Here is a 24,060-nt window from a genome sequence, read left to right as displayed (position 1 = left end):
CTAGTGAATTGAACTGCAGAGGATTTTTACATTAATTTCCATTGTAATAGATGCGATGACTTTCAAGTTGATAATCCAACAACTCATCCACCGTTACAAAGGTATAGCCTTGCGATTTGAGGTAGTCAAGGACGGTCGGTAGAGCGTCAATCGTGGTTTGATGGATATCATGCATGAGGATAATCGAACCCGGTTTGACTTCTTTTTTCACTTCATTGAGAATGGCCGTCGTATTATGTGTCTTCCAATCTAGGCTATCCACATCCCACATGATGAAGGATTGGTCTACTCCGTATTGGATGGCGTTATTGATGGCTCCATATGGAGGACGGGTAATCTTGGTCTGCACACCTGTCGCTTTTTGAATAGCTTCTTGGGTATCCAAGATCTCTTTTTTAGCATTATCCAAGCTCAATTTTGGTAATTGAGGGTGATCCCAGGTATGGTTCCCAATTTGATGACCCTCTTTGCGGACTTGCTTGGCAATATCAGGATTCGCACTAACATTTTTTCCGACCATAAAGAAGGTAGCTTTGGCATTGTATTTCTTTAAGATGGCCAGCGCCTGAGGAGTCGTGGTTGGATCTGGTCCATCATCAAAAGTCAGAGCAATCATCTTACGGTGGCGTTCTTCAATATAGGATTGGTAAGAAGCTAGATCGTCAGGAAGCAAGCGCTCTGTATCAATCACATCATAGAATTTAGACAAGGGAACAGTGAAGGTATCATCTCCCTTAACCTTGCTTGGAAATGGAATGGTAAAATTCCCTTTTTCATATTGGAATTCCCATTGGCTCAAATCCAACTCTGAAAAGTGGGCGACCATTTGATCAATGCTTTCCTCATCCAACTGACGAAAGTCTAGATTCCCTCGCAATTCCTCCAAAAAGATCTGTTTGGCACCATCTGGATCCGCAAAGACCTGACTCAAGGTCAGAGGATTGTTCTCATCATCCACGTAGAAGAGAGGTAGTTTCACGGTCTCATCTTTGATGAATTTTCCTTTCTTGTACTGGTATTCAGCCCGTTTAATTTGGATAGGGTGATAGCCAACAAAAGGCGCTTCTGCTACTTCACTATGGTAGAAGGTCAAATGCTTAGGCTCTTTGGTTTTCTCATCAGATCCTAGACGCTGAAGATCTTCTTGAATCTTCTCTTTAATAATCTCAACAGCTTGTCCATCCTTAGTAGGATAATAAGTGGTCACATAAGATGTCCCAATAATCCCTTCCTGAACTTGAACATCTTTCCCTTTTTCAGAGCTTTTCTCTAGTTGGGTGACCTTGGCAAACTGATCCTGATAGGCTTTTTGTTCACGAACCCTTTGAATCTTTTGATAGCCGATATACAAAAGACTCAGTAAAAGGAGATTTGTAATGATTAATAATATAGTTTTCGTGTGTTTGAATCTCATAACTTTATTATAGCAAATTTCTATCGAAAAAACATTCCTTTTTTGTAAATGGTTTCATAAAAAAGAGGGCGACTGTCGTCACCGGCAGTGGCCCCTATTTTTAATCACTCTTATTTTTCGCGAATGACTTCTACTTTATATCCATCTGGATCTACAACGAAATAGTAATTCGGTTGCGTTCCTGGAAGACCTTTTGGTTCCGTCACTTCATAGCCTTTAGCCTTGTGTTCGGCATTTAAAGCTTCTAGATCAGGAGTACTCAAGGCAACGTGTGCGTAGCCGTCTCCAATCACATATGGACCATGATCATAATTATAAGTCAATTCCAACTCATAGTCATCTCCAGGCAAGGCCAAATAGACAATCGTGAACTTGTAGTCTGGAAAATCTTTCCGACGTTTTTCTTCAAAACCAAAAGCATCTTGGTAAAAAGCGATTGATTTTTCTAAGTTTTCCACACGAAGGCAAGTGTGCAACATTTTTGAACTCATAAGTTTTCCTCATTTCTATTTTTTTAAATTATGAACGATTTTTTTACGACTTTCCGTCTTGATGGATAATTTTACTTCAAAGATGGAACCTTTTGGTTTATTATCTTTAACTTGAATGGTTCCCTTAAAAGCCTCTACAATTTGTTTAGCTAAAGATAGCCCCAAACCAAATCCACCTTTTTGGCGGGTTCTGGCTTTATCCACCCGGTAAAAACGATCAAAGATCCGTTTCTTGTCCTCGTCTCGAACACCAGGTCCATTATCCAGTGCTCTCAAAAGAAGATTTTTGTCCTTCAACTGGACTTCAAACTGAATCTCACCATCTTCGTCGGTGTACTTCAAGGCATTGTCATAGAGAATGGTCATCAACTGCTTGAGGAGCGTTTTATCAGAACAAATGACCTTGTCCACCTGATTGTCCCCCTGGAAGAATTTGCCATTTTCTTCCGCAATGATCTCAAAATTCGAGAAGGTCTGATCAAAAAAGCTTGGCTCAATTTCTTCTATCTCTGGCTTCAAGCCATCATCCCTCCGGGCAATATTAAGAAGGTTGGTGGTCAAGAGCTTCATATTTCGAACTTCATCCAAGCTGGATGCAATACTCTCACTTGACTCCATGATGGTTGCCTCAGGTTTTCTAAAAAGCGTTTCGAGGCGATTTTGGAGGACTGCTAAAGGTGTCCGCAATTCATGGGAGGCATTTTCTACGAAAGCCTTTTGCTTTTGCATACTCTCAAGAAGGGGTTTAACGCTGAGACGTGCTAGGAAAAGACTAGCAAACAAAGAAATTCCCCAGAAGCAGATCATGACAAGAGCGATTTGACTTTCGTGCTCTTCACTCGTCTGCTCCAACTGACTAATATTGGTCATGATAACCGCATACTTGACGTCACTTCCCCCATCATCAGTCAATCCCAAATCTGTCATATAAGCACGGTAACTTTCTTTTTTCCCGTAGCTATTTGTAATTTGGAGCTGGGAAACTTTGTTGAGCAACTTCCGGCCAAAAGTGACAGATTTAAAGTTTAAAAATCCGTTGCCTGTCGTCAGATTTTCATAATTTCTGTTGAGCAGTACAACAGTGGTATTGGATGTGACATCTCCTTTGGGTTCTGATTTATCATGATCTGGGATCATCACCTCAGGATCTTCATCATTATCCTTATCTTTCGATTGTCGCTGGTCCCGATAAGCAATAGCCGCTAGCGAATAAGGATCCTTACTTAAAGTCTTGAGGTTCTCATCGACAGTTGTATAGAGACTCGAGCGCATAACCTGAATGATAATCAAGGTCATTGCTGAAAATATCAAGGTAAAGAGCCCAAAATATCGGATGAAGTAGGAAAAATCATCTTCTCCGACAGTTTTCTTAATTCTGGTTAGCATCTTTTAAGATATACCCCACACTGCGTAATGTTTGCAAGCTCTCAACGAAATCAGTACCTTTTAATTTCTTACGGATTTTTGAAACATAGACCTCAACAACAGAGATAGTCGTATCACTGTCAAAGCCCCAAAGGCGATCGAAAATCTGTGTTTTTGGAAGGATGACATTTTGGTTTTGAAGGAAATAGACCAAGAGATCAAATTCCTTCCCAAGAAGTTCCACTTCCTTACCGTCCACGTAAGTCGAATTGGTAGATAAGTTGACCTTCAAATTGCCATAATTAAGGGTGTTTTCATTCACTTTTCCTGAGCGCTTCAAGAGGGCTTGAATCCGCATCTTAAGCTCTTCTAGGTAGAAAGGTTTGGTGAGGTAATCGTCTGCCCCCAGCTCAAATCCGTGTCCTTTGTCATCCAGACTTTCTTTAGCTGTCATGATCAAAACAGGGGTTGTCACGCCTTTTTCACGCAATTCTTTCAAGACATGGAAGCCGTCTTTTTCAGGAAGCATGAGGTCCAGCAAAATCAAATCATAGATCCCGCTTTCTGCTTCGTAAAGACCTTCTTCTCCGTCAAAGACCTGCATGACGTCCGCAAAATCATCTAAAAAATCAAATACTGAATTTGACAAACCAAGGTCATCTTCGACCAATAGAATTTTAATCATTGTCGTATCCTCTTCTCTTTCGTGAGTGAGTCTTTCTAATCTATTCTTAACCATTATAACACGACTTGCCTTCATTTCCTATAGTTTAGAACTTGGTTTTATGATCAAATTCAGCCTGCCTTAGGAAGGCTAATTCTATGAGTTTGTCGTGTTTTCTTTGTTACTTTGACTATCACTCGTCTTGTTTTTATTTTTTGAATTCTTCTTATTGGACTTTTTAGAGGAACCCTGGTTCCCTTCTTGTCCGCCAGATTGGTTCATGCCATTTTCTGGACCATTCCCTTGTGGGCCACCATTGCCTTCTTGCGGCATCTGACCAGGACCACCTCCTTGCGGGCCACCTTGTGGACCACCGCCTTGAGGTCCGCCATCTTGCGGGCCACCTTGTGGACCACCGCCTTGAGGTCCGCCATCCTGTGGGCCACCGCCTTGAGGTCCGCCATTCTGTGGGCCACCATTTTGCTGGTTTCCTTGTGAAGCATGGCCATTTTGACTATTTTGTTGCTGATTAGATCCTTGGTTTTGACCCGTTTGGACTGGTTGAGAAAATTGTTGGTTATTGGAAGATTGAGAGGCGATGACACCGACACCAAAGCCGCTTCCAGCACCGACCAACAATCCACCAACTGCTGCCATTCCAATCCACCACTTAGGGCTTCGTTTGAGGACAACCATTTTTTCTTTTGATTCTTGCGTTTCGACTACTTGTTTTGTTTCTTTTTGATTCATCTTTTTACCTTTTATCTTTTTTTACAAGTACTTGTCTTTTAAATTTTAAAGGGAGCTCGATCCTTTAAGTATGGCGATTATACTTCAAGATTCTTAAGCCTGCCTAAATTTTTACTTAAAAAATCCTAAAATAAGCGTGGGCTATTGACAGGATGAACCCCTTATTGTAGAATAGTTACCATAAAATAAATACGAGGTTAACTGTTATGAAGAAAACATTTCCTTTAGTCTTAATTGCCATCGGTACCGCAATGATTTGCGTCTTGTCTCAATTCACCGTTCCCTTTGGGCCTATTCCTTTGACCCTACAGACACTCATGATCGGGATCATCGGGACCATCTATAAACCCAGCCATGCCTTTGTCACAGTCTGCCTTTACCTGCTATTAGGCTTCTTAGGCTTTCCAGTATTTGCAGGCGGTGCTGGTGGCGCTTCGCATTTCCTTGGCCCTACCGCTGGTTTCCTCCTCTTCTTCCCATTCCGAGCATGGATCACATCTCTATTGACCAATGCTAAATCCAGCATTTTCACTATCTTTTTTGCCAATCTCCTCAGTAGTGCTCTCCTCTTTGTATCAGGAGCCATCGGCTTTATGCTGGTCACGCATACTGATCTCCAAAAAGCATTTGCTTTGGTCGTTGCTCCCTTTATCCTTGCCGATCTCATCAAACTGGTCATCATCACGATCACCAGCAAGGCGATTTTTGCCAGCCTCAAACACCACTGGTATTACAAATAAGATACAAAGGGCTTAGTGGATATATTAAAAAAAATCAACATCTGAACGCAGATGTTGATTTTTGTTGTAGGGAAACATTTGTAAATCTTTTCAATTAAACTCCTTTTAAAGAGAACACTGTTTTAATGATGAAAAACATAGATCCTCCTTCCTTTATTTTTCCTTATAAAGAACTCTCAAGATCAGTAACTGTGTTAACAAAATCCAGATGATCAGAATGGTGAAGTCAAAAAATGAGACATGACCATGACTATAGACACAAGCTCGTAGGAGGTTGACAGAAGGGACAAATGGAAGAACATGATAGAGATGGTTTATCCAATCTGGAAGACGACTTGCAGGGTACATGATTGGTGAAAACATCAAACCAATCATGAGAATCAACTGAGACATCAGCGTGACAATATTGGGAGAAAAAGTATACGCAATGGCAAATCCAAGACTGATCATCGTAAGACAGATAAGAAATAGGATGAAAGCAGCCAGAACAGATACATTTAGGCGGACAGAAAAACGAAAATAGCCCAGTATGACAGAAATGAACACTCCAGGCAAAATAGCAATCATCCACATCCAAAGATCTGCTAAGGAAATCAGAATTCGTGGTATTGGAAGGGCTCGTACGTAGTCTACATGTCCTTCTGACTTCGCATTTGCTATAACAGGGGATGAGATAGTACAGCCAATAGAAATGATTCCTATCAGAACTGAACCAGAAGAGAGATAGTAGGCAGCTGTCGTATCAATCTCACCGATCACTAGTGGATAACCAAAAAGAAGTGAAATGGATAACAGAACCTGAGCTAGCGTAAAGAGTAGAAATAGATCTTTTTGACGAAGATAGTTCCAACGAAGTAAGTAAAAAAATTGAGTCATATCAGTTTGTCAACTCCTCTCTATAAAGATCTGAAATGGATACGTTTTTCTGAGTAAGTGACAGATTAAAAATATTCTTTCTATCCAATTCCTGTGTTAGTTTTGGTAGCAGTCTTGTTAACTCCTCCTCTTCTATTTCAATCTGGCAAATCGAACCATTGATAATAGTATAATCTTGGAATAGAGCTAAGCTATCTTCATTCCTAAACTCAAAAGAGATTTGGTACTGTTTTTGATAGGTTATTTGCTGAACTGGGCCTGATTTGATTAACTTCCCATGGTTAAATAAGGCATAGTTGTCTGCATATTTTTCAACTTCCAACAAGTTATGTGTCACAATAATAATGGTATGACCTTTATGGGCTAGCTTCTGTAATAATTGCCACTGTTTTTCACGACGTATTGGATCAACATCGTTCGTGGGCTCATCAAGAAGAATAATGGTCGGAGATCCGATCAAAGCCATTGCAAAAGAAGTTAGACGCTTTAAACCGCCTGAGAGATCCTTTCCTTGTTTTGCCCGGTACTCCTTAATTTCCAAGTCGATTAGGAGCTGATCCATTTCCTTTTGTAAATCTAAGCTGTTTAATCCTCTCATTCTTCCAAGCATTTCTATGTTTTGTTCCACCGTCAATTTCTCAAGTGGTGCATACTGTTGCGACATATAGCTCATCATTGAGCGAGCTTGTTTACGATTCTGTACAAAAGAAATATCTCCATAGCATACATCTCCTTTATCAGGTTTGGTAAAACCAATCATTTGATTTAAGAGGGTGGACTTACCAGCACCATTGTGTCCTAAAAAGGCTGTAATTTTAGCAGCTTTTATTTCTAAGGAAATATGGTTATTAGCAAAATGTTGCTTATCGAATGATTTTGTCAAATCTCTAATAGTCAGTGTCGCAAATGTCTTCATCTCATCACTCAAGACTGAGAAGATTTTCCCAGCTTCCTTCATTTTTGATAAGATTATTGTATAATAAACATATGACTCTCCATGGTTTACGTCATGATTTACCATTTTAGTGTCATAATTAGCCAACTCAATTTGATAAGGGGGACTTATGTTAAACGTCGTTATTTGTGATGACTCAACTAGAGATGCTAGTCAGTTAGAACAGTATTTACTTTCTTACGACAAGGTTCCTGTAGAAACAAAACTATATACAAATCCACAAAAAATGCTAGAACAGTTAACAAGAGATACACATTGTGTTTTTTTGGATATTGATATGCCACAAATTACTGGAATTGACCTTGCACGTGAAATTCGTCAGTTCAATCCTTTTATCCCCATTATTTTTGTGACCAGCTATCGTGATTACATGGAACAAGTATTTGAAGTACAGACTTTTGATTACTTAGTAAAACCAATTGAACCCCAAAGGTTAAATAAGGTAGTAGACAGAATTTTACGTTATTTAGATTTAGGACAAACCATCTTTAACTTCTCATTTGGAAAACAAAGTTACTCTATTCCTTTAAGTGACATTACCTATTTTGAGAAAGATAAGCGTTCCGTTTTTATTTACACACTAGCAGATACCTATAAGTCCTTACTGAAAACTCAAGACATTTTAGATAAACTACCTGATTATTTTATTCAAATTCATGCTTCTTATATTGTAAATCCCAAATATATCAAAGATTTTGATGCGAAAACAGTAACTATTTTGCTAAATGGAACCGAGGAGCATTCACTTCCAATTAGTCGTAAGTTCCAGTCTTCTTTTAAAGAAAAATACTATAACTACCTCAGTGAAAGGAATTTCTAATGCTAATAGGATTTCGGATCATTAGTATCTTGTTTGACTTATTTCTGGCAAGTGTTTTATTTTATAGGCCAATATCCAAAAGTAAACATTCAAAAGAGACACTTTTAGCCCTTTGTTGTTTCTTGCTTTTTCATATGGCTCTTGTGTTTCTATTTTTAGAAAGTCGCGTTTTTTTAGTTAGCAATCTCTTTCTGAGTATTGTAGAATCCTCTCTTGTAGGACTCTATTTTGGCTACTCCTTTCGTGATTCTTCTTTTTGGATATTCTTACAAACAAGCCTGACATTATTAGCCGGAGCTGTCCTCAATCAAGCTATCCAACTATTTCTTCCACTGTCAAAAGTATCGAAAAATTTAGAACTGATTAGTGGTTACCTTGCTATCAGTTTTCTTTTTTCAACTGTGATCACTCTTGTTCTTCGACAGCTATTTCGAACACATCAAAAGTTAACCATGGCAACATCTAGAAGAAATTGGCTTTATCAATTTATCGTGCCGATTTTATCGATTATTTTTGCCTTTACTGTATCTGCTATTCAAGGGCAAGTATTTGGACCAGATTATCTTTCTGTCATTTCACTCTTGTCTCTTATTGTATTGTCGTTTTCCTCGCTGTATTTTACCTTACATCTTTCTCAACAACAACACGCTTATTATCAAAATAAATTAGATAAAGAACAGCTTCAGTTCCAATTACGAGAAACACAGCAGTCTCAAGAAGAATACCAACGGTTGCAAAGTCTTCGGCATGACTTAAAAAATAAACATTTAACCCTCTTGGCACTTCTAGAAGAAAATCCTGATGAAGCTAGAGAGTATCTTCAATCGTTAACCGATAGTATTTCAGGAAAACAAACCTTTTACTCCAAAAATCCAACGGTTAATTATTTACTGAATCAAAAACTGCACGATGTGGAAGATGAAATTGCATTAGAAATTGACTGCTTTGTCCCACAAGAACTATCTATTCAGCCCGATGTTCTAGCTGTTATTTTAGGAAATTGTTTGGATAATAGTATTTCAGCCTGCCTTCGATTGACTGATAAATCGGAGAGAACATTGTCTCTGAATATACGTTATTTTCAACAAAATCTATTTATTTCAATCAACAATACCTTTAATGAACAGGAACAAGAGACTCGTAAAACACGTCAAAGAGATGGTTGGGGCTTACGAAACGTTGATGCCCTAGTACAAGAATACCAAGGAACTATCAAACGATTCAAAGAAAATGGCCATTATCGAACGGAGATCCTCTTACCAAGTCCAGTAAACTAATGATTCTTCTCCTTTGAGGTCTTATTCAGGTCATTTATAAAAAAGAGGCTGGGCAAAATCTGTCCAGCCTTTGATGTTAGATAGAAATAACAGTTTGACACATTGGTTGATTGCTCATAGCACTGCTTTGAGGTGACGCAAACAGTATTTCCTTTATCTGCAACCTCCAACACTCTTCCAGACTGTTGTATCTATGCGGGGGTGGAAAAATTGAAAAGAGAGGACTTCTTTCCCATTCCATTAGGATGTAGTTAAACTATCATTAACCAACCTAAATGATGCCCCAAAAATTAAAATAATATATTTTTTAAGTCTCAATCAAATATACACTGAAACTTTCCGCCGTGAGAAAAGTGCCTGAAACACAATTGTTTCAGGCACTCGGGAGTTTTGAGACCTTAGGCTCAAAACTAAGTCATGGAACTTCTTAGAAGGTCGCTGACGTCCGTGCTCACCTAAGGAAAGTTTCAAAGATGACGTTGTCTACATTCTAAGATGCTACAGAATGAATTCTGTAGCATCTTTTTTCAATCTATTTTGTCGCAAGGATAGCGGCTTCTACTGCTGCTTTCTCCCGCTCGATAAGATCAATACGAGCTGCAATTTCTTTAATTCCCATCTTGATATTACGGCTGATCGCCATATCATCCAATTGAGGCTCAAAGAAGGCCTTGTATTCATTCAACCGTTCATGGGTCTTGAAACAGTTAGCTGGGTAGATGACAAACTTATCAAAGCTCATATCACCACCAAGTGCTTTCTTGATCCAATCCCAGTTTTCACGCGCCCAAGTCCAGGTTCTACCTTGGGTAAAGTCATCATGCAAGAAGTTGTAATACCAGCTCATAGCCAAGTCCTGAGGTTTCACCACATCCTTGTTCTTCCACTCCTTCAATAGAGCTTCCAAAGTTTCCTTATCCTTGGTATAAGAAAGTGCAGCCGCCAACTGGCGTTTAAAGTTTCCATCAACTGTCTTAACATAAGTATCCAGGTATTGTTGGCTAAGCTCCTTGGTTTCCTGGTGCTTGATTTGGTTGACCAAGATTTGTAAGCGGATGGCCGCTGGAAGTTTTTCCAAATCATCTGCATGCGCTTCAAAGATAGCGCTCGCTTGAGCTTTTGCAGCTTCATCATTGGCCTTGATCATATTAGCAATCATTAGTTGACGAACTTTTTCGTCTTCTTCTGTTTCACCAGGCTTCGCTTTTAGACCCAAGCGTTCAAAGTTGTAACGGTTCAGGCGTTTCAACAACTCATGGAAGGCCGCTTCTGTTTCAGTTCCTTCATCCACAAAGAGACTGATTCCAGCTAAGACGCTCGAAACAGCTGAAACAACCAAGTAGGAACTTTCTTCTGTCAAGTGTTCAATCACTGGCAAGAGGCTTGCATAAGAAATTTGACCACTTTCCGCTAAGAGACGGCGTTCTTGAACCACTTGTAGTTTCGAAGTGCTATCCAAGCTAGCAAGTTCAGCAAGGATGTCTTCCAACAATTCCCCACGGTAGTCACTGATATAATGAGCTGTATTTTCTGTATTGAAGCGAAGAGCTCCGCTGTTAGCTGCTTTCAAGGCACTGTAGTTTGGAATTTCTAAGACTTCAGTTTCCAAAGTATCTGGAATACCTGTCCAGTTGCTATTTAAAGGAACAACCCACTTGCGACCTTTTTCTTCTCTTTCTCCGATGAAGAACTGCTCTTGACGGATGATCAAGGTATCGTTCTCCACAGAAGCTGAGACAACAGGGTATCCTGGTTGCTCCAACCATGAATCCATAAAGGCTGCGACATCACGACCTGAAGCCTGCCCAAGAGCATCCCAAAGGTCACGACCGATGGTATTGCTGTATTGGTGTTTTTCAAAGTAGATCTTCAAGCCTTTACGGAAGGCGTCATCGCCTAACCAACGGCGAAGCATGTGCATGAGACGGCTACCCTTGGCGTAAACGATTGCTGGGTCAAAGAGGGTGTTGATCTCATCAGGGTGTTTGACTTCCACATGGACGGATTGAACGCCATCTGTAGCATCGCGTTTCAAGGCAGCAGGCACACCGGTTGTTTGGAAGTCTTCGAAGATATTCCAGCTTGGTTCGATAGCATCCAAGCTGACATATTCCATCATATTGGCAAAACTTTCATTCAACCAGAGGTCATCCCACCATTTCATGGTCACGAGGTTTCCGAACCATTGGTGAGCCAATTCGTGAGCCACCACCAAGGCTACTGTTTGACGGCTTTGGGCAGTCGAGTTTTCATCTACAAGGAGATAAACTTCACGATAGGTTACCAAGCCCCAATTTTCCATCGCTCCTGAAGAGAAGTCTGGAAGAGCGATATGAAGGGATTGAGGGATTGGATACTTAACGCCATAGTAGTCTTCGTAGAATTCAATAGCACGAACGGCAATATCTAATGAGAAGTCCAAATTTTCTAATGGGTGAGCTTTTGTTGAGTAGACTCCGACAAGGGTTCCATTCTTAGTCTTAGCTGTCACTCCTTGGAGGTCTCCAGCCGCAAAGGCCAAGAGGTAAGAAGACATGCGAGGAGTTGTGTCAAACTTCCAAATACCTGTTTCTTTGCGGTTTTCCACATCGATTTCAGGCATATTTGAGAGGGCGATTTCGCCATCTTCTTGGTCAAATTTCAAAGAAAGATCAAACGTTGCTTTAGCTTCAGGCTCGTCCACACTTGGAAAGGATTCACGCGCAAAATGGCTCTCAAACTGAGTTGAAAGGACTTCCTTCTTCACACCATCAATACTGTAGTAAGATGGGTAAATCCCAGTCATATTGTCTGTGATCTTACCAGAATAGGTCAGGGTAACTGTCACTTGACCTGTGCCTTCCAATTCAACATAGACTGCTTCATTGGCATCATCAACCGTAAATGGACGTGCTTGACCGGCTACTTCAACTGTTTCAATGGTCAAATCCTTTTGGTGAAGCGAGATCTTGTCCGCCTTGGCTTGACCTGTGATCACCACACGACCGCTAAAAGTCTTGGTTTTACGACTTAAATCCAAAAACACTTCATAATGTTCTGGAACGAATGTTTCTACAAAATGTGCAACTGCTTGCATAATTTCCTCCTTTAAATGTTTCACGCTTTTCCAATCAAAAGCCCTAATAAAACTATTTTATCACAAAGTTGGGATAAAAGAAAAGACAAGCATGACAATGCCTGTCTGAGATCGAAAAGACTCCATGATCTTACATTTCGATAATTTTACCTGTTTCAAAATAAACTACCCATTCACAGATATTTTTTGCATAATCTCCGATGCGTTCCAAGAAGTTGATCACTTGGAAATAATCACGTCCGGTCACGATGGACTCTGGATTTTTCCGAATTTCTTCTGTTGCTAATTCTTGGATGCTATCAAAGTAATGGTTGATGACTTCATCTCGTGAAGCAACTTCATAGGCCAAATCCACATCGCCTTTGAGGTAAACATCTAGTGTCGCTTCGACAAAATCTTTGACTTCACGGCCCATCTTGCTGATTTCTTCCTCAACAGATTGGATACGGACTTCCCCTTTCATGCGAATCGTTGCCTTGGCAATCGATACTGCGTGGTCCCCCATCCGCTCCAAGTCAGAGACTGCTTTTAAGACGGTCATCACGACACGAAGGTCTTGTGAAACGGGCTGTTGAAGGGCGATAATCTCAAAAGACTTACGCTCTAGCTTCACTTCGTATTCGTTGATCTCCGCATCATCTTCGATGACCTGACGGGCCAATTCACGGTCATGGGTCACGAAAGCACGAACCGTACGGTTGATCTGACTCAACACTTCATTTCCCATTGCATAAAACTGGTTATGCAACTTCTCTAAATCTTCTTCAAATTGAACTCGTAACATTTTATTTTCTTCCTATCCAAATTTACCAGAGACATAGTCTTCTGTTTCTTTCTTAGCTGGGTTCAAGAACATTTCATTGGTGTCATTGTACTCGATCAAATCACCATCTAAGAAAAAGGCAGTTTTATCGGAAATCCGACTTGCTTGTTGCATGGAACGTGTCACCAAGAGCATGGTGTAGCGGTCTTTTAGTCCATACAAGGTTTCTTCAATCTTCCCAGCTGAAATCGGGTCTAGCGCTGAAGTAGGCTCATCCAAAAGAATAATCTTTGGACTGGTCGCAAGAACCCGCGCCACACAGACCCGCTGCTGCTGACCACCGGAAAGCCCGATAGCTGAATCATGCAGGCGATCCTTGACTTCATCCCAGATGGACGCGCGTTTCAAAGAGGTTTCAACTGCTTCATCCAAGACAGCCTTGTCCTTGACACCATTAATCATCAATCCATAGGTCACATTATCATAAATGGACATTGGGAAAGGATTGGGCTGTTGGAAGACCATTCCGATTTCCTTACGCAATTCGACCGTATCGGTCCGTGGTCCGTAGATATTATGTCCATTGTAGAGGATGGTCCCTGTAGTGGTGACCTCATGGTTGAGGTCGCCCATGCGGTTAATGGCTTTTAAAAGGGTAGATTTCCCTGATCCTGAAGGACCAATCAAGGCTGTGATCTCATTTGGAGCAAAGTCCAAGGAGACACTATTCAAAGCCTTCTTTTTATTGTAATAAACCGACAAGTCCTTGACTTGCAAAATTGGTTCTGTCATTCTATTTTCCTTTTTATTGTCATATTACTTTATCCAAAGTGACCTGATACATAATCATTGGTCGATTGCAATTTCGCATTTTGGAAAATATTCGAAGTCTTATCGTACTCGATGAGGTTTCCAAGGTAGAAGAAACCGGTATAATCACTAGCACGCGCTGCTTGTTGCATGCTGTGGGTCACGATGACAATCGTGTAATCCTTCTTCAACTCCAGCATAGTTTCTTCTAATTGCGCTGTCGCGATCGGATCAAGCGCTGAGGCTGGCTCGTCCATAAGCAAGATATCTGGCTTCACAGAGATGGCCCGGGCGATACAGAGTCGTTGCTGTTGGCCACCTGAAAGTGTTAGGGCTGATTTATGAAGATCATCCTTGACCTGATCCCATAGGGCTGCTTGTTTCAAAGAAGTTTCGACCAATTCATCCAAAACCTTCTTGTCTTTCACTCCAGCACGTTCATGTGGGAAGGTGATATTTTTGTAAATCGATTTGGCAAAAGGATTTGGTCGTTGGAAAACCATTCCGATGTGCTTGCGCATTTCATAAACATTGATATCTGGACGATTGACATCGATTCCTTCATACCAAATTTCACCCGTTACACGCGCAATATCGATGGTATCATTCATCCGGTTCAAACTACGGAGGTAGGTTGATTTCCCCGATCCTGAAGGACCGATCAAGGCTGTAATCTTATTCTTTTCAAATTGCATGTCGACGCCTTTAATGGACTCGTTCGTTCCATAATAGACATGCAAATCTTTGGTCGATAGGACCACCTTTTCTTCAGGAAAAGTAATGATGTGTCTCTCATCCCAATTGTATTTTGACATTTCTTCTCCTTTAAGCAGATGTTAGTTTTTTATGGAGGTAACTTCCGAGTTTGCGCGCTCCAAAGTTAAAGATCAAGATAAAGATCAAAAGAACGGCGGCAGAACCGGCTGAAACTTCGATCGAGTCTGGAATGGTTCCTTCACTGTTGACCTTCCAGATATGGACAGCCAAGGTTTCAGCCTGACGGAAGATCGAAATCGGACTGGTCACACTAAAGACATTCCAGTTTGACCAATCAAGGGCTGGAGCCGACTGACCTGCTGTATAGATCAAGGCTGCAGCTTCCCCAAAGATCCGTCCAGAGGCTAAGACAACCCCAGTGATAATACTTGGAAGAGCTTCTGGAACCACGACATGGATCACAGTTTCCCAGCGAGACAAGCCCAGTGCTAGACCTGCTTCGCGCTGTGTATGGTGAACGTGCTGCAAGCTATCTTCGATATTGCGGGTCATCTGTGGCAGGTTAAAGACGGTCAAGGCCAAGGCCCCTGAAATGATCGAAAATCCATATTTGAACTGGACAACGAAGACCAGGTAACCAAAGAGACCTACAACGACAGATGGCAAAGAAGACAAGATCTCAATACAGGTACGAACCAAATTGGTCAAACGACCTTTTTTAGCGTACTCAGAGAGGTAAATCCCAGCTCCAAGAGAAAGTGGGAAGGAAATCACCAAGGTAATGACCAAGAGGAAGAAGGAATTATACAATTGAATTCCGATCCCTCCTCCTGCTTGGTAAGAAGAAGATTTCCCAGTCAAGAAGTGCCAAGATACATGGGGCAAGCCACGGACCAAGATATAAAGGATCAATGAGGCAAGAATCGCAACGATGATCCCTGAAATAGCATACAGCACTCCTGTTGCAATTTTATCCATTCGTTTAGCGTGCATAGTTCTTCTTACCTCTTTCTTTCGTAATCAGTTTAATCACACTGTTAAAGGCAAGACTCATGAGGAGCAATACCAAGGCGAGTGACCAAAGAACATTGTTATTGACCGTACCCATGACGGTATTTCCGATTCCCATGGTCAAAATAGAGGTGAGGGTGGAAGCTGGTGTTGTGAGCGAGGTTGGTACCACTGCCGAGTTTCCGACCACCATCTGGATCGCCAAGGCTTCCCCGAAGGCACGCGCCATTCCAAAGACAACCGCTGTAAAGATTCCTGAGCGGGCTGCCTTGAGCGTGACATGCCAAATCGTTTGCCAGCGTGTCGCACCCATGGCCATACTAGCTTCCCGGTAATGACGGGGAACAGCTCGGAGGCTATCGGTCGTCATAAAGGTGACAGTTGGCAGGATCATAACAAAGAGGACAAAGACCCCTGAGAGAATCCCAAAACCAGTCCCACCAAAGAGACTACGCGTAAATGGGACGACCACTTGAAGGCCAATAAATCCGTAAACAACTGAAGGAATTCCCACTAAGAGCTCAATCGCTGGTTGCAAGAAACGAGCTCCTTTAGGAGAGACTTCTGTCATGAAAACAGCTGCACCAATGGCAAACGGCGTTGCCAAGAGGGCAGAAAGCAAGGTTACAATAAAGGAACCTAGAATCATTGGTAGGGCTCCGAATTCCTTTGCAGCAGGATTCCAAGAGCTCCCAAATAGAAAACTAAAGATATTGACTTTATTGACAAAGAAAGTCGATAAACCTTTTTGGGCCACGAAAATCAAAATCATGGCAACGACGACAACAATCAAACTCATACATAAAAAAGTAATGGTTTTCCCAAATTTTTCTAGGCGGGAGTTTTTTGATTTCGTCAGCATTTTTTTTGCTACTTCGTTCATTTTTTACCTAATTCTTTTATTTTTTGTCACATTCCCTTTTAAATCACGGGTGACTTTCATATCATTGATTGGGATATAACCCATCTTACCAACAACCTTTTGCTGGATCTCATCGGTCATCATGTAGTCAATGAATTTTTTAGACAACTCATTGGGTTTTCCTTTGGTATACATGTGTTCATAAGACCAGATTGGCCAGTTATTGTTGACAACATTGGCTTTGGTTGGTTCATAACCGTTAAGCTTCATGGTTTTGACACTGCTATCCAAGTAGGTAAAGGCCAGATAAGAGATGGCTCCTGGCGTTTGAGAAACGATGTTTTTCACCATTCCATTAGAGTCTTGCTCTTGGGCCTGCTTGGGTTGTTTGCCATCCATGATGATGGCATCAAAGACAGCACGGCTACCAGAACCAACCGCTCGGTTCACAATCGTGATTTCAAGATCTGGACCTCCCAATTGCTTCCAGTTGGTATATTCACCCGTAAAGATCTTTCGCAATTGCTCTGTTGTCAAATTGTCGATTGAGATATTTTTATTGGCAATGATGGCTGTCCCTGCTACGGCTACCTGATGGTCGACCAGACTAGAGGCATCGATCCCAGATTTTTCCTCCGCAAACAAGTCACTATTTCCGATATCTACAGCGCCTGATTGAACTTGTGAAAGTCCTGTACCAGAACCTCCTCCTTGTACATTTACAATCTTACCAGGATGTTCTTCAATGTAGCGATCTACTACTCCTTCAACCAAGGGTTGTAAGGCAGTCGATCCGACAGCAGTGATGGATTCTCCGCGATCGATCCAAGAAGCACAAGCAGATAAACTTCCTGCTAATGCGATCGTCGCTAGTCCTAGGATCAGCTTTTTAGACTTTTTCAAATCATGTCTCCTTGATATTTCACTATTTCACTTATGATTTTGACAAGTTTTTTTCAAAAAAACCTGTACTTCCACTATATCATAGAACGGGTTCTTTGCCCAGCATTTTACCTAAAACGAAGCCCCTTTGGATAGAAATTTTTCAGGGTCTGTCCGGTCACTTTGGCAAAGCCCAAACCATTGCCTTCAACCAGGACCTGGTACCATCCATTTGGATGCGTTTCCCTCAATTGAACCGTCTCTCCCGCCACATAATGAACAAAGTCCTCAGGCGTGATCGAAACGGTCTCTTTGACTTCACTCGGTCTCAATGCTAGACCAAGGGCAAAACTAGGTTCAAATCGATTTTTCTTGAAGGTCCCTAGGTGCAAACCATTTCGGGCAATTTTTACTTTGCGCAAATCTGGTAAACCAAGTGGAACCAAGTAGAGTTCATCTCCAAAGGTTTCGAGAACACCTTCTAGAGTGATCTTCAAGTGTTTCTTAGCAAACTCCTGCCACCATTTCTTTTGCTCCGCAGATAATTGGTCCTTTTTGGAAGGGATTTTGGCAGGTCGATTCTCTCCTAGATAACGGAACTTAGCAACAAATTGTCCCTCCCCTTTAAAGAGATGTGGATACATGCGCGCCGTTTCTGGAAAGTCGATGCCTTCTGCCATACCATTGATCTTCTCGATCGTTTCCAGCTCCAGATCATAGTTTTCCAAAAGCCAGGATACGATCTCTTCATTTTCCTCAGGAGCCCAGGTACAGGTTGAATACACCAAGGAACCACCTGGAACCAACATCTTGAGGGCATCCTCTAGAATCTCTCTTTGAAGAAGACTACACTCTCGAGGGTAATCGACAGACCAATAGTCCATGGCATCTGGTTGCTTGCGGAACATCCCCTCACCTGAACAAGGGGCGTCTAGTACAATCAGATCAAAAAAGCCTGAGAAAACCTTTGCTAGACGATCGGCAGACTCATTGGTTACTAGCACATTTCGGGCACCAAATCGTTCAACATTCTCTACAAGAATTTTCGAGCGTCCCTTGTGGATTTCATTGGAGACCAAGAGTCCCTGATTATCCAAATAAGACAAGAGTTGGGTGGTCTTACCTCCAGGAGCTGCCGCTAAGTCTAAGACCTTCATCCCTGGCTTCGGCTGAGCGACTTGGGCCACTATCTGAGCTGCTGGCTCTTGCGAATAGACCAGGCCCGTTGCGTGCTCAATGGATTTTCCTGAGACCTTTCCATAATGGCCCCAAGGGGTATTGGGAATCGGATCATCAAATGCTTTTTGAGCTTCTTTCAAGGGATTTGTCCGAAAGGCCGATACTGCTTCTTGCTCAAAGGTCGCAAAAAAAGCAGCAGCATCCTCACCTAGAAGATGCTGGTATTTTTCTTTAAAACCATTGGGAAAATTCATTTAACTTCTCCCTTTCTTAAGATAGGTTTGAATTTCTGTTAACTTCACTTTTGGAACCATCATAATGGGTTCCACTGACTGGTAATTAGGTTTATCTCCATTTAGATTTAAAACGGTATAGCCCAACTGTTCCCCCATGATCGCAGCTGCGGCATAATCCCAAGGCCAGATATAGCTAAAATAAGCTAGAATCCCACCTGAGAGAATTTTTGAAAAACTAATACCGGCACTTCCGTAGACCCGAATGCCAAGAGAGTCCATACCAAGATCGGCCATGCCCCAGTCATTTTTCTCAAGCATGCCGACATTTGAAGCAATCAAAAGGTTTTCCAGAGGTTGGTCCACAAAGGGCGTCAGTTCAACCTCATTGCGATAAACAGGGAATTCTCCACCCCCGTAAAAAAGGTGATCCCGCATCACATCGTAGATCAGGCCAAACTGACCAATTCCGTCTTCAAAATAGGCCACCATCACCGCAAAATCTTCCTTTTGGGTCACAAAATTATTGGTCCCATCAATAGGATCAATCACCCAAACGGATCCTTCTGAAATCGGGGATCGAAGGCCATCTTCCTCCGCAAAAATCCGATCTTCTGGGTAGCGATTTGTAATTTTTTCAACCAAATCATTTTGAACCTGTTGGTCCATCTGGGTTACTAAATCTGTCGGCCCAGTCTTTTTTGAGATCATCAAGTCATCATGGAGATGAAGACGCAAGTAGTCTCCAGCCTCTAAAACGATTTGTTTAGCAAACTCTAATTTATTCTTCAAGAGAAAACCATCCTTCCTCTTTTTGCTTTGCAGCCTGGGTCGCGCGATAGAGAGAATAACCGCTCACTTCTTCAAACTCTCGTCCGAGACGCTTTTCTTCTCCGATACTAGGTACGACCTTCTTAAAAGCGCGGTAGGCTTCCATGTATTCTTTGGCCTCTACCTTACTTTCATAGGCTTCTTCAACTTTATTGAAAAAAGAAAGCACTGAAGCAAGCTCTTCAGTGCTCCACGATAAGTCCAGTGGGTAACTATAATTTTTTTGCATTCGACATACTTCTTAGTTTATTTCTGCTCTTAGAGTGGCAGAGCGTAACTCTTGTTTTCGATAACTCCGTGGCAAGAAGGCACGAATTTCGTCTTCGTTAAAGCCGATTTGCATGCGCTTGTTATCTAAAATAATCGGTCTCCGTAAGAGACTTGGATTTTCCTCAATCAGATGAATCAAGGCTGAGATCGATAAATCTTCAACATCAACATCCAATTTTTGAAAAATTTTTGAACGAGTTGAAATAATGTCGTCTGTTCCGTTTTCGGTCAAGGCCAATATACTTGTCAACTCCTGTTTGCTCAAAGGACTTGTCATTATATTGTGTTCTTTAAATGGAACATCGTGCTTTTTTAACCAAGCCCGAGCTTTTCGACATGATGTACAACTCGGTGATAAAAATAATGTAATCATGTGGTTCACTTCTTTTTTTATATATAACTATCTAACTCTATTATACAAAAAAATTAGGTGCTTGAAAAGCGCTTTTTTGATTTCTAGTCGATTTTTCTGAATTTCAGTAGAAAAAAAGAAACCACTTTCATTATCCCAAGAAGAGGCCCGAAAAAAGAGAGTGGGACAGAAATCGGTAATTCGTTAGAATTCGATTTCGTCGTCCCACCTCCGAACAGTTGAGTAGGGCTGTAAAAACTGATGAAATCAGCGTAGTAGAGCCCACTCAACCACTGCGTTTTGCTCGACAATTCAAAGATAATTGAGAGGCTAGGACTTTTGTCCCAGCCTCTTGGTCCAGTTTCGTGAAACTGCTTCATCTTCTTCTAGTTGAGCCACTAGTTGATCGATCCCATCGAATTTGACCATTTCTCGAATCTTATCTAACCAATGAATGGTCAGGGTATGACCGTAGATATCTCCTGTAAAATCAAAGAGATTGACTTCGAAACGAAGCTCTTTCCCATCAAAGGTGACATTTTTCCCGACAGAAGCCATCCCACGGTAGGTCTGCCCTTTAAAATCGACATTGACTACATAAACGCCATCTGATGGGAGATAGGTCCGATCAATCGGTGCTAGATTAGCGGTAGGATAGCCAATGGTACGGCCACGTGCATCTCCGTGCACGACGATTCCCCGACTGGATAAAGGGTGACCAAGTAGATGGGCAGCTTCTTGGACTCGTCCTTCTAGGATAGCTTGACGAATGCGGGTTGAACTAATCTTTTCCCCCTGATCCAATACAGGAGAAATGACTTCCACTTGACCATCAAAATAAGCAGCTAAGTCAGAGGCCGTTTTCTTATCAGAGCCAAAACTATAATCAAATCCAGCAATTAAAACTCGGGCTCTCAAGGCTGTGACAAATTGATCGACAAATTCTTTCGCAGTTTTAGAAGCAAAATCGGTCGTAAAATCAATGAGGAAGAGCTCATCCACTCCTAGTTCGTTTAATTTTTGGAACCGATCCTCAGGGCTCTGCAAATGAAGCAGTAATTCTGGTTGGTAGCGAACAAAGGCTAACTTAGGAGATTCAGGGAAGGTTAACAAAGCGACCTTCAAGCCTTTTTCATCCGCGATCTGACGCGCCTTTTTAAAGAGTTCTTGATGCCCCAGATGCAGGCCATCAAAGTAGCCCAGAACCAAAACTGTCTCATTCTCCAAATGGATCTGGTTAGCAGTAGTAATCGTACGAATATTCATGAATTTATTGTAACACACTTTCTGTGAGAAAGACTTTTCGAGGTTTGTAAAGTTCTTCTCTTTTTTCTAAAATGGCTACCAATTTTCCTTGGTAAAAAGCAGCTAACTCTTTGGAATCACTCTCAACAGGAATAAAGCGTCCTACTTGGACTTCACCGACCTCTTCGACTGTCAGCTCTACTTTTTCAAGATCTCCAGTCCCAATTTCAAGTGGGTGAAGGAAGCTCAAATCTCCTTGTCCCACTTTTTCAGCCACTTCTTCTAAGGTCAGGGAATCTTCCAGTGACAAACCGGCAGCACTGGTCCGTGTCAAATGAGACATATGGGCTGCGTAACCCAGTTTTTGACCAAGGTCCACAGATAAGGTCCGGATATAGGTCCCCTTGCTGCATTTAACCCGGAAACGAAAACGGGCTAGACTTTCTTCATAGCTAATCTCACTGGTGCGCGTGAATTCATAAATGGTTACCTGCCGGACAGGGCGTTCCACATCTTCTCCTGCCCGCGCATATTCATAGAGCTTACGTCCATTGACCTTGACCGCTGAATACATAGGTGGTACCTGCTCGATCTCTCCCACCATCTGGGCAATCATGCGATCGACCTCTGCTGCATCTAAAGGCGCTTCCACTGGGGTCCGCTCTACGATTTCACCGCTGGCATCTTCCGTCGTGGTAGAAAATCCCAGAGTGATTTCTCCCTCATAGACCTTGCCTTCATCTTGCATGAATTCGACCATCCGGGTCGCCTTTCCAACTGCAATCGGAAGCACTCCCACCACATCTGGATCCAGCGTTCCCCCATGGCCGATCTTCTTAGTTCCTAGGATCTTCCGCAGTTTGAAGACCACATCATGGGAGGTCATGCCTGCTTCTTTTTTTACATTGATAATTCCGTCCATCTGATTTGCTCTTTCTAACTCTTGTGTGACCATACGGGCCACCGACCCTTTATTATACCATGAAACAAGACTTCTTGTCCCTCTTTCCCCCTTCCCATGAGCTCCTAAAAAATCCCGTAGCAGATTTCAGACTATTTAAAATGGGTTTGATACAATAGAAAGCGAAAGAAGGTGTAACATATGTTAATGTATGATGTTATTGTGATTGGATTTGGTAAAGCTGGTAAAACACTTGCAGCGAAATTATCAAGCCAAGGAAAAAAAGTCGCTCTGATTGAAAAGAGCAAGTCTATGTACGGTGGTACTTGTATCAATATCGCTTGTATTCCAACCAAGACCTTGATTGTTGCAGCAGAAAAAGGCTTGGATTTTGAGCAAGCCATGAGCGAAAAAAATGCGGTCACCACTCGTCTCAATGGCAAGAACTATGCAACGATTGCTGAAACTGGTGTGGATATTATCGATGCGACGGCTCGTTTCGTTTCTAACAAGGTCATCGAAATTCAAGCTGGAGATGAAAAGGAAGAATTGACAGCTGAAACCATTATTATTAATACTGGTGCTGTGCCAAATGTCCTTCCGATCCCAGGTTTGGCTGAAAGTAAATTTGCCGTGGATTCAACCGGTATTCAACGTTTGGAAAACCTACCTAAACGCCTGGGTGTCCTTGGCGGTGGACCAATTGGATTGGAATTTGCTCATCTCTATAATACCTTGGGCAGCCAAGTAACAGTATTGGATGCTTCTGAAGCATTCTTGCCACGGATCGAGCCAAGCATTGCAGCTCTTGCAAAAAGATACCTTGAAGAAGACGGTATTCAATTCTTGCAAGGCGTTCATACCCAAGAAATCAAAGATGGCCAAAACAGCTTAACGGTTGTAACGGATAAGGGAGACTTCGAGTTTGATATCCTTCTCTACGCAACAGGACGGAAGCCAAACACAGCTGGACTTGGTCTTGAAAATACAGACATTCAAGTCACTGATCGTGGAGCAATCCAAGTTAACCGTCATTTAGAAACCAGCGTCCCTGGTGTCTTTGCAGTTGGGGATGTTAATGGTGGTCCTCAATTCACCTACATGTCACTCGATGACTTCCGCATTGTCTTCAACTACCTTACAGGCGATGGTAGCTACAATCTCGAAACTCGTCACAATTATGCGACAACACTCTTTATTGCTCCTCCACTGGCCCAAGTCGGCTTGACCGAGCAAGAAGCACGTGACAAAGGACTTCCAGTTGCTGTTAAAGAATTGCCAGTTGCTGCTATGCCACGCGGACACGTCAATGCAGACCTTCGAGGGGCCTTCAAAGCCGTGGTCAACCCAGAAACTAAAGAAATTCTTGGGGTGACGCTCTTTGGAGAAGCTGCAGGCGAAATCATCAACCTGATCACCATGGCCATGGACAACAAGATCCCTTATACTTACATCGCAAAACAAATCTTTACCCACCCAACCATGGCAGAAAACCTAAACGATCTCTTTGCGATTTAACTAACATAAAAAAGAGGCTGGGACACAAGTCCTAGCCTCTCAATTATTTTTGGATTGT

The 24,060-nt window shown here is 42.0% G+C and carries 24 protein-coding genes; 4 read left to right on the top strand and 20 right to left on the bottom strand.

Going from position 1 to position 24,060, the window contains the following annotated elements; translation table 11 throughout:
- Positions 1–31: 31 nt before the first annotated feature.
- The 5 genes from HMPREF2904_RS04075 to HMPREF2904_RS04055 all read right to left on the bottom strand — a co-directional run bounded on the left by HMPREF2904_RS04075 (position 32) and on the right by HMPREF2904_RS04055 (position 4,684).
- Positions 32–1,414, bottom strand: a complete 1,383-nt coding sequence (locus HMPREF2904_RS04075; protein ID WP_061604525.1) for a polysaccharide deacetylase family protein — start codon at positions 1,412–1,414, stop codon at positions 32–34.
- A 110-nt stretch (positions 1,415–1,524) separates the two neighbouring features.
- Positions 1,525–1,905 (bottom strand): lactoylglutathione lyase, encoded by a 381-nt coding sequence (locus HMPREF2904_RS04070; protein ID WP_049488213.1) that lies wholly within the window; start codon positions 1,903–1,905, stop codon positions 1,525–1,527.
- A 15-nt stretch (positions 1,906–1,920) separates the two neighbouring features.
- Complete coding sequence (locus tag HMPREF2904_RS04065; protein WP_013903377.1) at positions 1,921–3,291, bottom strand: sensor histidine kinase; 1,371 nt, start codon at positions 3,289–3,291, stop codon at positions 1,921–1,923.
- Positions 3,275–3,955, bottom strand: coding sequence for a response regulator transcription factor (locus tag HMPREF2904_RS04060; protein ID WP_037607818.1), 681 nt, complete (start codon positions 3,953–3,955; stop codon positions 3,275–3,277). Before HMPREF2904_RS04060 ends, HMPREF2904_RS04065 begins: the two co-directional genes overlap by 17 nt.
- A 135-nt stretch (positions 3,956–4,090) precedes the next feature.
- The gene (locus tag HMPREF2904_RS04055; RefSeq protein ID WP_070660295.1) at positions 4,091–4,684 is read right to left on the bottom strand and encodes a hypothetical protein; all 594 of its coding nucleotides are present in this window, start codon (positions 4,682–4,684) and stop codon (positions 4,091–4,093) included.
- A 206-nt stretch (positions 4,685–4,890) separates the two neighbouring features.
- Between HMPREF2904_RS04055 and HMPREF2904_RS04050 the strand changes: the two genes are divergently transcribed.
- The gene (locus tag HMPREF2904_RS04050) at positions 4,891–5,424 is read left to right on the top strand and encodes a biotin transporter BioY (protein WP_070660292.1); all 534 of its coding nucleotides are present in this window, start codon (positions 4,891–4,893) and stop codon (positions 5,422–5,424) included.
- A 153-nt stretch (positions 5,425–5,577) separates the two neighbouring features.
- On the opposite strand, the gene HMPREF2904_RS04045 is transcribed toward HMPREF2904_RS04050, so the two are convergent.
- Both HMPREF2904_RS04045 and HMPREF2904_RS04040 read right to left on the bottom strand, forming a co-directional pair.
- Positions 5,578–6,300 (bottom strand): ABC transporter permease, encoded by a 723-nt coding sequence (locus HMPREF2904_RS04045; RefSeq protein WP_070660289.1) that lies wholly within the window; start codon positions 6,298–6,300, stop codon positions 5,578–5,580.
- A 1-nt stretch (position 6,301) separates the two neighbouring features.
- Positions 6,302–7,258 carry an ABC transporter ATP-binding protein gene (locus HMPREF2904_RS04040; protein ID WP_070660286.1) on the bottom strand — a complete coding sequence of 319 codons (957 nt, stop codon included), beginning with the start codon at positions 7,256–7,258 and terminating at the stop codon, positions 6,302–6,304.
- A 106-nt stretch (positions 7,259–7,364) separates the two neighbouring features.
- Between HMPREF2904_RS04040 and HMPREF2904_RS04035 the strand changes: the two genes are divergently transcribed.
- Both HMPREF2904_RS04035 and HMPREF2904_RS04030 read left to right on the top strand, forming a co-directional pair.
- A complete protein-coding gene (locus HMPREF2904_RS04035) occupies positions 7,365–8,075 on the top strand; it encodes a LytR/AlgR family response regulator transcription factor (RefSeq protein WP_070660283.1) in 711 nt (236 codons plus the stop codon).
- Positions 8,075–9,352 (top strand): sensor histidine kinase, encoded by a 1,278-nt coding sequence (locus HMPREF2904_RS04030; protein ID WP_070660280.1) that lies wholly within the window; start codon positions 8,075–8,077, stop codon positions 9,350–9,352. Before HMPREF2904_RS04035 ends, HMPREF2904_RS04030 begins: the two co-directional genes overlap by 1 nt.
- A 532-nt stretch (positions 9,353–9,884) precedes the next feature.
- Here HMPREF2904_RS04030 and HMPREF2904_RS04025 read toward each other — a convergent pair.
- The 13 genes from HMPREF2904_RS04025 to truB all read right to left on the bottom strand — a co-directional run bounded on the left by HMPREF2904_RS04025 (position 9,885) and on the right by truB (position 22,505).
- Entirely contained in the window at positions 9,885–12,428 is a 2,544-nt protein-coding gene (locus HMPREF2904_RS04025; protein ID WP_070660276.1) for a M1 family metallopeptidase, read from the bottom strand.
- A 130-nt stretch (positions 12,429–12,558) separates the two neighbouring features.
- Positions 12,559–13,212, bottom strand: coding sequence for a phosphate signaling complex protein PhoU (gene phoU, locus HMPREF2904_RS04020; protein ID WP_003006603.1), 654 nt, complete (start codon positions 13,210–13,212; stop codon positions 12,559–12,561).
- Between the two features lie 12 nt (positions 13,213–13,224).
- Positions 13,225–13,983, bottom strand: a complete 759-nt coding sequence (gene pstB, locus HMPREF2904_RS04015; protein ID WP_070660273.1) for a phosphate ABC transporter ATP-binding protein PstB — start codon at positions 13,981–13,983, stop codon at positions 13,225–13,227.
- A gap of 29 nt (positions 13,984–14,012) precedes the next feature.
- Positions 14,013–14,816: a phosphate ABC transporter ATP-binding protein PstB gene (gene pstB, locus HMPREF2904_RS04010; protein WP_049496102.1), complete on the bottom strand. Its 804-nt coding sequence runs from the start codon at positions 14,814–14,816 to the stop codon at positions 14,013–14,015.
- Positions 14,817–14,826: 10 nt separating this feature from the next.
- The gene (gene pstA, locus HMPREF2904_RS04005; protein WP_070660270.1) at positions 14,827–15,711 is read right to left on the bottom strand and encodes a phosphate ABC transporter permease PstA; all 885 of its coding nucleotides are present in this window, start codon (positions 15,709–15,711) and stop codon (positions 14,827–14,829) included.
- On the bottom strand, positions 15,701–16,612 hold the full coding sequence (pstC, locus tag HMPREF2904_RS04000; RefSeq protein ID WP_014713132.1) for a phosphate ABC transporter permease subunit PstC: 912 nt from the start codon (positions 16,610–16,612) through the stop codon (positions 15,701–15,703). Before pstC ends, pstA begins: the two co-directional genes overlap by 11 nt.
- Positions 16,613–16,615: 3 nt before the next feature.
- Positions 16,616–17,494, bottom strand: a complete 879-nt coding sequence (locus HMPREF2904_RS03995) for a phosphate ABC transporter substrate-binding protein PstS family protein (protein WP_070660267.1) — start codon at positions 17,492–17,494, stop codon at positions 16,616–16,618.
- A gap of 107 nt (positions 17,495–17,601) precedes the next feature.
- Positions 17,602–18,906, bottom strand: coding sequence for an RsmF rRNA methyltransferase first C-terminal domain-containing protein (locus tag HMPREF2904_RS03990; RefSeq protein ID WP_070660264.1), 1,305 nt, complete (start codon positions 18,904–18,906; stop codon positions 17,602–17,604).
- Positions 18,907–19,677, bottom strand: a complete 771-nt coding sequence (locus HMPREF2904_RS03985) for an inositol monophosphatase family protein (protein WP_070660263.1) — start codon at positions 19,675–19,677, stop codon at positions 18,907–18,909.
- Positions 19,667–19,945 carry a UPF0223 family protein gene (locus tag HMPREF2904_RS03980; protein ID WP_003003480.1) on the bottom strand — a complete coding sequence of 93 codons (279 nt, stop codon included), beginning with the start codon at positions 19,943–19,945 and terminating at the stop codon, positions 19,667–19,669. Before HMPREF2904_RS03980 ends, HMPREF2904_RS03985 begins: the two co-directional genes overlap by 11 nt.
- 12 nt (positions 19,946–19,957) lie before the next feature.
- Entirely contained in the window at positions 19,958–20,359 is a 402-nt protein-coding gene (locus HMPREF2904_RS03975) for a Spx/MgsR family RNA polymerase-binding regulatory protein (RefSeq protein WP_009732658.1), read from the bottom strand.
- Between the two features lie 309 nt (positions 20,360–20,668).
- Positions 20,669–21,604, bottom strand: coding sequence for a bifunctional riboflavin kinase/FAD synthetase (locus HMPREF2904_RS03970; RefSeq protein WP_070660260.1), 936 nt, complete (start codon positions 21,602–21,604; stop codon positions 20,669–20,671).
- 4 nt (positions 21,605–21,608) lie between these two features.
- Entirely contained in the window at positions 21,609–22,505 is an 897-nt protein-coding gene (truB, locus tag HMPREF2904_RS03965) for a tRNA pseudouridine(55) synthase TruB (RefSeq protein WP_070660434.1), read from the bottom strand.
- 180 nt (positions 22,506–22,685) lie between these two features.
- On the opposite strand from truB, the gene HMPREF2904_RS03960 reads away from it, so the two are divergent.
- Positions 22,686–24,002, top strand: a complete 1,317-nt coding sequence (locus HMPREF2904_RS03960) for an FAD-containing oxidoreductase (RefSeq protein ID WP_070660258.1) — start codon at positions 22,686–22,688, stop codon at positions 24,000–24,002.
- The last annotated feature ends 58 nt before the right edge of the window (positions 24,003–24,060 follow it).

Source organism: Streptococcus sp. HMSC072G04 (assembly GCF_001813295.1).
Classification (GTDB): Bacteria; Bacillota; Bacilli; order Lactobacillales; family Streptococcaceae; genus Streptococcus.
This window is presented reverse-complemented; position numbering and strand designations above follow the sequence as displayed.